This is a genomic window from Actinosynnema sp. ALI-1.44 (assembly GCF_001984155.1).
GTDB lineage: Bacteria > Actinomycetota > Actinomycetes > Mycobacteriales > Pseudonocardiaceae > Kibdelosporangium.
Genome location: NZ_MTQO01000052.1, coordinates 635,842 through 647,029 on the forward strand (window position 1 = coordinate 635,842; position 11,188 = coordinate 647,029).

Here is an 11,188-nt window from a genome sequence, read left to right on the forward strand (position 1 = left end):
GCCGGTGGCCGGGCGTTCCGGCCACCGGCGGGTGGTGTTTGTCAGAGCCAGCCGAGGCGCAGGAAGACCGACTCGCCCGGAGCGTCGTCGAGGCCGTCGTTGTCCACGACGCCGACCAGCTTGCGCAACGGGCCGATGTTGATCACGGCGAGGCCCTCCGGCTTGTCGTGCGTGGCGGCGCCGCCCGCGGTCAGAGCCGGCAGCAGGTCCCGGACCGGGGTCTTCGCGACCAGCGGCTTGTCACCCCCGGCGGGCACCGGCTTGAGCCCGCCGATGTCGACGCGGTAGACCTTCTTGACCTTGGCCGCGTCGCCGCGCTGGTTGTCGCGTTCCAGGATCAGCAGCGTGCGGTCGTTGACCGCGGTCACATCGGACAGGCCGATCCACGCCCCGGCCGGTGCCGCGTCGAGCGGGTAGGCCGCGAACGCCCACTCCCCCGTCGCCGGCGTGTACCGGGCCAGCGTGGCCTGGCCGGGCTTGTCGGCCTTCCACTCCCGCTGCACGGCCAGCCAGACCTGCTCGTCCTTGCCGCCACCGGTCACGGTCACGCCTTCGAACCCGTTGTTCGTCGCCGTCTGCGCGACGGCGTCGGGCAGCGGGATCTCCCGTGTGACAGCGCCGTCCGGCGCCACCTCGACCAGGAGGTTCGGTGACTTCTTGGCGTCGCCTTCGACCGCGATCCAGTACCCGCCGTGACGACGGGCCGCGATGCCTTCGCCGTCGTAGCCGACCGGCTTGCCGTCCTTGGTCAGCGTCAGTTCCCTGCGCACTCGCGCGGGCGCGGCGAGCGTGTCGATCGTGAGCACACGAGTGGGGTTGTAGGCCGCGTCCGTCACCGACACCACGTCACGGAAGTTGCCGGGAATCCCGGAAAGCCCCGACAGCGCGCCGAACCCGATGCCGTCGGAGACGATCGACGGCGTGCCCTCGTTGTGCTGCAACGACAACGCCAACGGCTTGCTGGTCAGCCGGTAGGCGCTGAGCGACGACCGGATGCCGTCCGAAGCGGAATCCTCCTCGGCGGACACGACGAGCGACCTCGTCGCCGGGATCGGCAGCACGCCCTCCGGACCGACTCCGGTCGGCAACGCCTGCAGGAACCGGGGCTTACGCGGGTTGCGCACGTCGTACACCGCGACCAGGTTCGCTCGTTCCATGCCGACGAACGCGTACCGGTCGCGTCCGAACGTCGCCACCGCCAGGCCCTCGGGCTCGACACCCTTCTTGCCGGACCGGCCGTCCGGGTACTGGCCCTGGTTGACGGCGATCTGCTGGAGTTCGTTGCCCGACGAGTAGACGACCGCGCCGGTGTCCGCGTCGAAGACGGTCCACGTGCGGGAGCCGCCGAGGTAGTCGCCTTCGTCGGCGGTGCCGAGCGTGTGGTCGTCCAGCCAGGCCACCGCGTCCGGCTCGCGGGCGGCGGTGATCGTGCCCGTCGGCGAGATCTTCCCGTCGTCGGCGGTGTCCACGCCGTGCACGGTGGCCGTCCCCCCGGAGAAGTGCTTGGTGATCTTGCCGGTGCGCAGGTCCACGATCGCGATGTGGTTGTTCTCCTGCAGCGTGACGGCCACCTGGTCGCGGCTGTTGATGCTGACGTACTCGGGTTCGGGGTCGTCCGGGGCGACCTGCGCGATCCCGGTCAGCTCGACCTTGCGGGTCCGCCAGTCGGCCGGGCCGCCGCCGACCAGGTCGACGATGGCCAGGTAGCCGGCGGGCGACTGCGGGATCCTGCCGCCGTTGACCTTCTCGTCCCGCTCGTTCTCGATCGCGATGGCGGCGTAGCGGCCGTCGGCGGAGATGTCGATCGAGTCGGGCTGGCCGCCCAGGTCGTGCCTGGCCACGATCGACCGCTTGGTCAGGTCGACGACCACGAGCACACCGGACGGCTCGGTGTAGGACTTCGACGTGTTCACCGCGACCAGCGCGAGGCGGCCGACGATGTCGACCGATGTCGGCTCGCCCGGCATGGCCAGCACGCCGTCCGGCCTGAGCTCCTTGCCCACCTTGGCGAACCCGATCCGGCGCGCGGGCGAGTCGGTGTACACGACGAGCCTGCCGTCCGCCGTGGCCGCGGCGATCTCAGCCGCGGTGTGTTCGGCGGCCGAACTGTTGGCGAACACCGACATCGTGTCGAATCGCTCGAAACGTTCGGCGACGCTCGCTGTCGCCGGGGTCACGGTCAAAATCAATCCGCAGACCACCAGGCCCGCACCCAACCGAACCGGTCTTGCCACTGGTTCTCCTACCTCGAACGACGGATGGCGCATTGTGGCCGGTCCAAACGACCAGAGGATGAACACGAGGCGGCGGAACTCCTTGCTGTTCCCCGGGTAGTCGAATGGACACTCGATGTGGTCGCGTCTACTCTTCCGCTGTTACACGATCGAGGTGGGGGCATGTCCGGTCCTGGATGGCAACAACAGCTGACACGCCCCAGGCACCACAGGGACGCATCCGTCCTGCGTACGCCGCGCACCACGTACCATTCGGGGTGAGAGCGAGCGAAGGCAGAACCGGTGCGCATCCTGCTGATTCACCCGTCCACTGGGACGGTGGACGAGCCGACGGTGATCCACCGGCCCGATCTCGTCACCGCGAGTGACGAGGTCGTCGCGCAAGCGATCGAGGACCTGGCGCCGGACGCGGTCGTCCGGCCCGACGGCGACGTGAACGCCGCACTGGCCGCCGCTGAACGGGATTTCGCCGACCGCATACCCGTCCCGTCCGCGGCCGCGGGCCGTGCCGTGGTGATGGTCGGCGCCGGAATCGTGAACCTGGTGTCCGCCTTGGCTTTGGCGCGTTCCGGCTACCGGGTCGACGTGTACGAACGCTCGCCCGATCCCCGCGCGGACGCCGACTGGACGGCGTACGGCTGCACCCGCGGTGGCGGGGACGGCCGGATGTTCACGCTCACCGAGGCCGACAGCTACAACAGCCGGTCGTGGCCGTCGAAGGACCTGCTCACCCGGTCCATCACCGACCACGGCTGGCTGGTGGCCAAGCCGGGCGGGCTGTCGGCCGGGGAACTGGACTGGGCCGACGAGTTCCACCGGATCCCCGCGTGGCTCGCCGACAGCTACACAGAGGACATCTTCGCCGCCAACCGGACCGCGGGCGAGGGCTGGGACCGGCTGATGGCGTCGGACCCCGGCCTGTTCAACGGACACCGAGACGGCATCCTGCGGCTGTACACCGACGAGGACTACTACCGCTGGCACGTCGAGCGCAACGACCGACTCGGTGCGACCCGGAAAGTCCTTACGCCCGAACAGGTCCGTGTGGACTACCCGGCGCTCGCGGACGCACCGGTGGCAGGCGGCATCGAGGTCGTCGGCTTCACCGTGAACATCCACGAGTTCATCGCCCGGCTGGTCGATCTGCTCACCGCCGAAGGCGTCCGGTTCCATTGGGACACACCGGTCACCGGTATCCACTGGACGGCCCCGGGCGTGCCCGGCGGTGTGCTGGCGCGGAACACGGTTGTCCGTGGCGACCACTATGTCCTGTCGCCCGGCGCGTACGGCGGGGAGTTGTTGCGCGGCACCGCGTCGCACGGCCAGATCACGGGCATGCTCGGCGTCTGGCTGACGGTGCCGAACGTGGAGCCACAGCTGGACCACTCGGTGAAGATCGCCCGCAAGGGCCACCGCGCCGAGGAAACCAACGTGACGCTGGGAACCGGCCCCGACGGCGAGCCGATCCTGATCTGCGGCGCCGGATACGGCTGGACCGGCACCGATCCGGGCAACATCGACTCGACCGAACTGGACGTGCTGTTCGACGCGCTGGCCGACACGATCCGCCACTTCTTCCCGAAGGCCTATGCGGCGGCACGGGAAGCGGGCACCCTCGCGGCCAGCCGCAGGCTGTGCGTCCGGCCGTGGACGGCATCGTGCCTCGGCGTGTTCGAGACGATGAAGACCGCGAGCGGCGGCACGCTGATCGTCACGGGCGGGCACAACACCGGCGGGTTCACCCAGTCCCCCGCCGTCGCGGACGCTGTCCTCGCCGCGCTGCGAGGACAGCGACACGAGATGCACACCCGTTTCCACCCGTCACGGCTGCGGCGGTTCTACTCGGGCGATGCCGTCACCTTGAGGATCACGTCCTGATGCGTGTCGCCGTACTTGCGGTTGAAGTGGTCGATCGCGACGGCGAGATCCGCTGACGTCTGGTCGAGCGGCGTGAGCAGGTACCGGCGTGACCGGTGCACCTCTCCTTTGGAGTTCCCGTTGACGATCCACACCGGCATGCCGTCGATCCCGCTGCGCAGGTTGCGCTCGACGATCTTGCGGCCGCTGACGTAGATCTGCTCGTCGTCGGTGACGAACCGGGTCTCGTACCGCTCGCCCTGCTCGTCCTCCAGGGTCAGCGACCAGAACTGGTCGAGCCAGCGGGTGCTGCGCGCGTCCCACAGCTCGTCGAACTTCGTGCCGACGAACTGGCCGAGCTGCGCCTGCGGGCTGGTCTGGTACTGCGCGGCGTTCCACGAGGTCATGTTGACCGGGTAGAACGACACGATGACGTGGTCGTCCACCCGGTACATCTGCACCGGCGGCAGCGCCTTGTAGGTGCGCACGTCCAGGTACTTGCGCATGTGCTCGGGCAGGTCGCGTTTGAACTCGTTGAGCACACGCAGGTTGTCCAGGATGTTGTCGACCACGTCGGTCTGCTGCAACAGGTCGTCCGCGCGCTGCTCGGCGGCGCGCGCGTCCGGGTCGAGCAGCAGGATCCGGACTTCGACCTTGCGGCTGAGCACCTCCTTGAGCGCGGCGAGGAACTCGTCCTGGTAGCCGCCCTGCAACAGGTCCGTCCAGAGCTCCATGATCTTGATCTGGTGCCGGGCGCCCGCGGCCTGCCGGATGAAGGCCCGGTGGTTGAACCGGTCGAGAACAGCCTCGTTGAGCCGATCGGCCTTGGTCAGGAACGGCGCGATCAGGAACAGCACGACGATGGTCCCGATCAGGTCGGCACCGAGGTTGAGACTGAGATTCTTGCCGTAGTCGGACAATGATCTGGCGAAGAACAACAAACCGACAGTCACCACGATCAGCGCGGCCGCGATGATGGCGTAATAGCGTCGCCGTTGAACCCATGCGACGAAGAAATTGGCAGTCTTCGCCCGTAACCTGCTGCCCTCGCCCACAAGGCCTCCCCTTCTTGTTCGGCCAGGTGCCCCGTCCGTCGATTCTACTGATGCGTTTTTGCCGTCGGCGGCGGAACTCGATGCCTGTCGCAGGCAACTGCGCGAGGTGGATGGGACAGCGAAGGCATACCGGGTCGCGGTCCACTCCGGTCGCCTTATAACGTCCTGGTGACGCCAACGGCAAGCCCCAAAGGAAGTCCCCGTGACCACTGACCTGAACAACGACGTGTCAGCCCGGCTCGAAGCGGCCAAGAAGGACTACGCCGCCCTGCTGGACAAGAACCTCAAGTTGGACCTGACCAGGGGCAAGCCGTCGGCGCGGCAACTCGACCTCGCCAACGACCTGCTCGCGCTGCCGGGTGACAACGGGTTCAAGGCGGCCGACGGCACCGACTGCCGCAACTACGGCGGCGGGCAGGGCCTGCCGGAGCTGCGGGCGATCTTCAGCGAGTTGCTGCAGGTGCCCGCCGCCCAGCTGCTCGCGCAGGGCAACTCCAGCCTCGAGTTGATGCACGACGTCGTCGTGCACTCGCTGCTCGGTGTGCTGCCGGGTGCCGAGCGCCGGTGGGCCGACGAGCAGCGGGTGGCTTTCCTGTGCCCGGTTCCCGGATATGACCGGCATTTCGATCTGTGCCAGCGGTTCGGCATCGAGATGATCCCCGTCGCGATGACCGCCGACGGCCCGGACATGGACGAGGTCGAGCGGCTCGTCGGCGAGGACGCGGGCATCAAGGGCATCTGGTGCGTGCCGAAGTACAGCAACCCGGACGGCACCACCTACAGCGACGAGACCGTGCGCCGCTTGGCCGCCATGACCACGGCGGCGCCTGATTTCCGGGTCTTCTGGGACAACGCGTACGCCGTGCACCACCTGACCGACGAGGAAATCCAGGTCGCCGACATCCTCGCCGCGTGCGAGGCGGCGGGGAACCCGGACCGCGTGTTCGTCTTCGGCTCCACCTCGAAGGTCACCCTCGCCGGCGCGGGGGTGGCGTTCTTCGGTTCGTCCGAGGCCAACGTGAAGTGGCTGCTCGGCTACAGCGCCAAGCGCTCGATCGGCCCGGACAAGATCAACCACCTGCGGCACGTGCTGTTCCTGCGCGACGCCGACGGTGTCCGCGCGCACATGCGCAAGCACCGCGAGATCATCCAGCCGAAGTTCGACGTGGTCCTGCGCGTATTCGGTGAGCAACTCGACGGCCTGGCGACCTGGTCGCGCCCCAAAGGCGGCTACTTCATCACGCTGAACGTGCCCGAGGGCTGCGCGAAGGACGTCGTGGCCAAGGCCAAGGAGGCCGGTATCGCGCTGACGCCTGCCGGTTCGACGCACCCGTACCGCGAGGACCCGACCGACAGCGTCATCCGGATCGCCCCGACCTTCCCGGACATGGCCGAGCTGGAGCAGGCCATCGACGGCGTGGCCACCTGCGTCCGGTTGGTCGGCTACGAGAAGCTCGCCTCCGCGTGAACCGCCGCCTCAGGCACCCCGCACCACTCTCACGCCTCGAACGGACCTCAGTTCACCCAGCAACGCGGAACTGACGGTCACCGGGTAGTCGTCGACCGCGAGGGTGGTGCGCCGCTGGAGATGCCGCACGACGATGCGCACCGGCGTGGTCCCGCTGTGCGCACGCAACGTCGAGCGCAGTTCGGCGACCGCGTCGCGGTCCACGTCTGCCGCGTGCATCTCCAGCGTCAGCGGCGGTTCCTCGGTGACGCTGACGTCCAGCGCGGACACGTCGGATCCGAAGACGGCCATCTTGTCCTCCCGCCAGTTCACCCTGCCCTTGACCAGCACCACCGCGTCCTCGGCCAGGTCAGCGGCCAGCACGCTGTAGCTCTTGGGGAAGAAGAGCACCTCGACCGCTGCGTCGAGGTCCTCGAGCACCGCGATCGCCCAGCTCTCGCCCTTCTTGTTCACCCGGCGTTCCAGCGACGAGATCATCCCGGCGACGACCACCTCGCCCTCACGCGGCGGGTTGGCCAGCAAGGCCGCGATCGGTTTCGGCGCGTGCCTGCGCAGGACGTGCCCCGCACCGTCGAGCGGGTGCGCCGAGACGTACAGGCCGAGCATCTCCCGCTCCAGCCCGAGCAACTGTTTGCGCGGCCATTCGTCGCCGTCGAACCGCAGGTGCGCCAACGGCGACGAGTCGCTTTCGTCCTGTGTGGACCCGAACAGGTCGAACTGGCCCATCGCCTCGCGCCGCTTGAGCCCGACGACCGCGTCGACAGCTTCCTCGTGCACGTCGAACAGCGCCTTGCGGGGCTGCTCGAACGAGTCGAACGCCCCGGCCTTGATCAGCGACTCCAGCACGCGCTTGTTGCAGCACACCAGCTCCGACTTCTCCACAAAATCGCTGAACGAGATGTACTTCCCCTTGGCCGCACGGGTTGCGGTGATCGAGTCGACGACGTTGGCGCCGACGTTGCGGACCGCGCCGAGGCCGAAGCGGATGTCGTCGCCGACCGCGGCGAACCGGTGCGCGGACTCGTTGACGTCCGGCGGCATGACCTTGATCCCCAACTGGCGGCACTCGGACAGGTAGATCGCCGATTTGTCCTTGTTGTCCGACACCGAGGTCAGCAGCGCCGCCATGTACTCGGCCGGGTAGTTGGCCTTCAGGTACGCCGTCCAGTAGCCGACCAGCGCGTACCCGGCGGCGTGCGACTTGTTGAACGCGTACCCGGCGAACGGCAGGATGGTGTCCCACAGCGCCTGCACGGCCTGGTCGGAAAAACCGTTGGCGCGCATGCCTTCCCGGAAGCCCTCGAACTCCTTCTCGAGCACCTCTTTCTTCTTCTTGCCCATCGCGCGGCGCAGCACGTCCGCACGGCCCATCGAGAACCCGGCGACGCGCTGGGCGATCTGCATGATCTGCTCCTGGTACACCACCAGGCCGTGGGTCTCGGCGAGGATGTCGCGCAGCGGCTCGGCCAGCTCGGCGTGGATCGGCTCGATCGCCTGCCTGGCGTTCTTGCGGTCGGCGTAGTTGTTGTGCGTGTTCATCGCCATCGGACCGGGCCGGTACAACGCGTTGACAGCGACGATGTCCCCGAAACCGGTCGGTCGCATCCGTCGCAGCAGGTCACGCATGGCGGCGCCGTCGAGTTGGAACACGCCGAGGCTGTCACCACGCGAGAGCAGTTCGTAGGTCTTCTCGTCGTCGGTCGTGAGGGCGTCCAGGTCGACGGTCTCGCCGCGGTTGGCTTCGATGTTGTCGATCGCGTCGCCGATCACCGTGAGGTTGCGCAGGCCGAGGAAGTCCATCTTGAGCAGCCCGATGGCCTCGCAGGACGGGTAGTCCCAGCTGGTGATCATGGCGCCGTCGTCCCTGCGCCACAGCGGGATGACGTCGATCAGCGGCTCGGACGACATGATCACCGCACAGGCGTGCACTCCCGCGTTGCGGATCAGCCCTTCCAGGCCACGCGCGGTCTCGAAGATCGTGGCCACGTCGGCGTCGCTCTCGATCAGCGCACGGACCTCGGCTGCCTCCGGGTAGCGCTCGTGCTTCGGGTCGGTGATGCCCGACAGCGGGATGTCCTTGGCCGCGACCGGGGGCGGCAGCGCCTTGGAGATCCGGTCGGCGACGGCGTACCCGGCCTGTCCGAAGTGGACGCGGGCGGCGTCCTTGATCGCCGCCTTGGTCTTGATCTTGCCGAACGTGATCACCTGCGCGATCCGGTCGGTGCCGTACTTCTCGGTCGCGTACCGCACCATCTCGCCGCGGCGGCGGTCGTCGAAGTCCATGTCGATGTCGGGCATGGACACGCGTTCCGGGTTGAGGAACCGCTCGAACAGCAGGCCGTGCTCGATCGGGTCCAGGTTCGTGATGCCCATCGCGTACGCCACGAGCGACCCCGCCGCCGAGCCACGCCCGGGACCGACCCGGATCCCGACCTCCCGCGCGTGGTTCATCAGGTCGGCGGTGATCAGGAAGTACGCCGGGAATCCCTTCTGCACGATGACGTCGATCTCGAACTCGGCCCGCCGGGTGTACTCGTCGGGCACTCCACCCGGCAGCCGCCGTTCGAGCCCGCGCATCACCTCCGCGCGGAACCACGACTGCACGTCGTGCCCGTCCGGCGGCTCGTAGAGCGGCATCCGGTCGCGGTGTTGCCAGACCTCGGCGTACGGCTCGATCCGTTCGGCGATCACCAGGGTGGTGTCCGCGGCACCGGGGACCTCGGTGTCCCAGTAGGCACGCATCTCCTCGGCGGACCGCAGGTAGTAGCCGTCTCCGTCGAACTTGAACCGGGTCGGGTCGTTGAGGGTCTTGCCCACCTGGACGCACAGCAGCGCGGCGTGCGCCTCGGCCTGGTCCTTGGTGACGTAGTGCGAGTCGTTGGTGGCCACCGGCCGCAGGCCGAGCTTCGCCGCGATCTCCAGCAGGCCGTCGCGGACCACTTTCTCGATGGTCAGGCCGTGGTCCATCAGTTCGACGAAGAAGTTGTCCTGGCCGAAGATGTCCCGGTAGTCGGCCGCCGCGCGCAGCGCCTCGTCTCGTTGCCCGAGCCGCAGCCGGGTCTGGACCTCGCCGGACGGGCAACCGGTGGTCGCGATGATCCCCTCGGCGTGCTCGGTGATCAGGTCGCGGTCCATCCGCGGCTTGCGGTAGTAGCCCTCCACGCTGGCCAGCGAGGACAACTTGAACAGGTTGCGCAGGCCGGTGGCGTCCCGGGCCAGCATCGTCATGTGCGTGTACGCGCCACCACCGGAGACGTCGCCCCCGACGACATCACCGCCCTGGCCCCAGAACACCGGCTTCTTGTGCAGCCTGCTGGCGGGCGCGAGGTACGCCTCGACGCCGATGATCGGCTTGATCCCGGTCCTGGTGGCGACCTGGAAGAACTCGTCGGCACCGGACATGGTGCCGTGGTCGGTCATGCCCACCGCGGTCATCCCCAGCCGGGCGGCCTCGTCGAAAAGCGGTCCGATCTTCGCGGCGCCGTCCAGCATCGAGTATTCGGTGTGCACGTGCAGATGAGCAAAGGAAGACACGGGCGGTATTCGAGCCGAGACGGCGATGTGCGGGCAAACAAACAACACGCTCACCACGACAACCAACAATTGTCCCGCCAGGGCAGGCTAATGTTGCGCCTGTGAGCGATCTGGACCTGGCCGCCGTGCGGGCGTTCGTGGCCGTCGCGGACTTCGGGCACTTCGGCGAGGCCGCGGCGGAACTGGGCATCACCCAGCAGGCGGTGTCACGTCGGATCGCCAAGCTCGAAGCCCGGTACGGCACGGTCCTGTTGTCCAGGCTGCGCTCCGGCACGACGCTGTCCAAGGAGGGCGCGGCGTTCCTGCCGCACGCGCGCAACCTGCTGGCCGTGGCCGACCAGACGGTGGACATGTTGCGTGGCAAGCGTTTGCCGTTACGGGTCGACGTGCTCGACACACGCGTCACGTCCACCGAACTCGTCCGCCGGTTCCACGCCACGACGAACATCGGCTTGGAGATCGTCACCTCCCGTGGCCTCAGGGATGCCAGGGAGTCGCTCAAGGCGGGCACGGTGGACGCGGCCTTCGCGCGCGTGATCGGGTCGCTCGACCAGGACGGGATCGCCGCCATCCCCGCGTACCTCGAAGCCTCCCAGGTGCTCGTCAACGTCGAACACCCCTTGGCGAAACGATCGAGCGTGGCGATGCGGGAATTGTCCGGCACCCGGATCTGGATGCCGGGAAACGAGCCGGGCAGCGAATGGGCCGAATTCTACGACCGGGTCGCCGATGAATTCGGACTGCACATCGACACCAGCGGTCCCGATTTCGGCTGGGAGTATTTCGTCGGCCGGTTCGCCGAACTCCCGGACACGGTCGGACTGGTCGGCGCGCTGGTGGCGCTGCCGCGGCATTCCCGCGTGGTCCGCGTCCCGATCGACCCGCCGGTCCCGTCCTACCTGTGCTCGCTGCTGTGGCACAGGCGCAAGCCGCATTCGGCGTTGCCGGAGCTGATCGAGTACGTCCGCCGGGGTTACCAGCCACCGCGCGCCGCGGCGGTGTGGCTCCCGGAAGCTGACCGGCGGCTCGCAATGTGACCT

6 protein-coding genes are annotated in these 11,188 nt (G+C 68.2%); 3 read left to right on the plus strand and 3 right to left on the minus strand.

The window, feature by feature from the left end; genetic code table 11:
- Positions 1 to 41 precede the first annotated feature (41 nt).
- Positions 42 to 2,234 carry an esterase-like activity of phytase family protein gene (locus ALI144C_RS40925; RefSeq protein ID WP_202819171.1) on the minus strand — a complete coding sequence of 731 codons (2,193 nt, stop codon included), beginning with the start codon at positions 2,232 to 2,234 and terminating at the stop codon, positions 42 to 44.
- A gap of 282 nt (positions 2,235 to 2,516) precedes the next feature.
- Here ALI144C_RS40925 and ALI144C_RS40930 point away from each other — a divergent pair, with 282 nt between their 5' ends.
- Positions 2,517 to 4,112, plus strand: coding sequence for an NAD(P)/FAD-dependent oxidoreductase (locus ALI144C_RS40930; protein ID WP_076992574.1), 1,596 nt, complete (start codon positions 2,517 to 2,519; stop codon positions 4,110 to 4,112).
- On the opposite strand, the gene ALI144C_RS40935 is transcribed toward ALI144C_RS40930, so the two are convergent.
- Complete coding sequence (locus ALI144C_RS40935) at positions 4,073 to 5,146, minus strand: hypothetical protein (RefSeq protein WP_076992575.1); 1,074 nt, start codon at positions 5,144 to 5,146, stop codon at positions 4,073 to 4,075. The two genes, ALI144C_RS40930 and ALI144C_RS40935, sit on opposite strands and share 40 nt — an antisense overlap.
- A 202-nt stretch (positions 5,147 to 5,348) precedes the next feature.
- Here ALI144C_RS40935 and ALI144C_RS40940 point away from each other — a divergent pair, with 202 nt between their 5' ends.
- The gene (locus ALI144C_RS40940) at positions 5,349 to 6,614 is read left to right on the plus strand and encodes an aminotransferase class I/II-fold pyridoxal phosphate-dependent enzyme (protein WP_076992576.1); all 1,266 of its coding nucleotides are present in this window, start codon (positions 5,349 to 5,351) and stop codon (positions 6,612 to 6,614) included.
- 9 nt (positions 6,615 to 6,623) lie between these two features.
- Here the strand turns inward: ALI144C_RS40940 and dnaE are convergent, their stop codons facing one another.
- The gene (gene dnaE, locus ALI144C_RS40945) at positions 6,624 to 10,148 is read right to left on the minus strand and encodes a DNA polymerase III subunit alpha (RefSeq protein WP_076992577.1); all 3,525 of its coding nucleotides are present in this window, start codon (positions 10,146 to 10,148) and stop codon (positions 6,624 to 6,626) included.
- Positions 10,149 to 10,249: 101 nt separating this feature from the next.
- Between dnaE and ALI144C_RS40950 the strand changes: the two genes are divergently transcribed.
- Positions 10,250 to 11,185, plus strand: coding sequence for a LysR family transcriptional regulator (locus ALI144C_RS40950; RefSeq protein ID WP_076992578.1), 936 nt, complete (start codon positions 10,250 to 10,252; stop codon positions 11,183 to 11,185).
- Positions 11,186 to 11,188 lie beyond the last annotated feature (3 nt).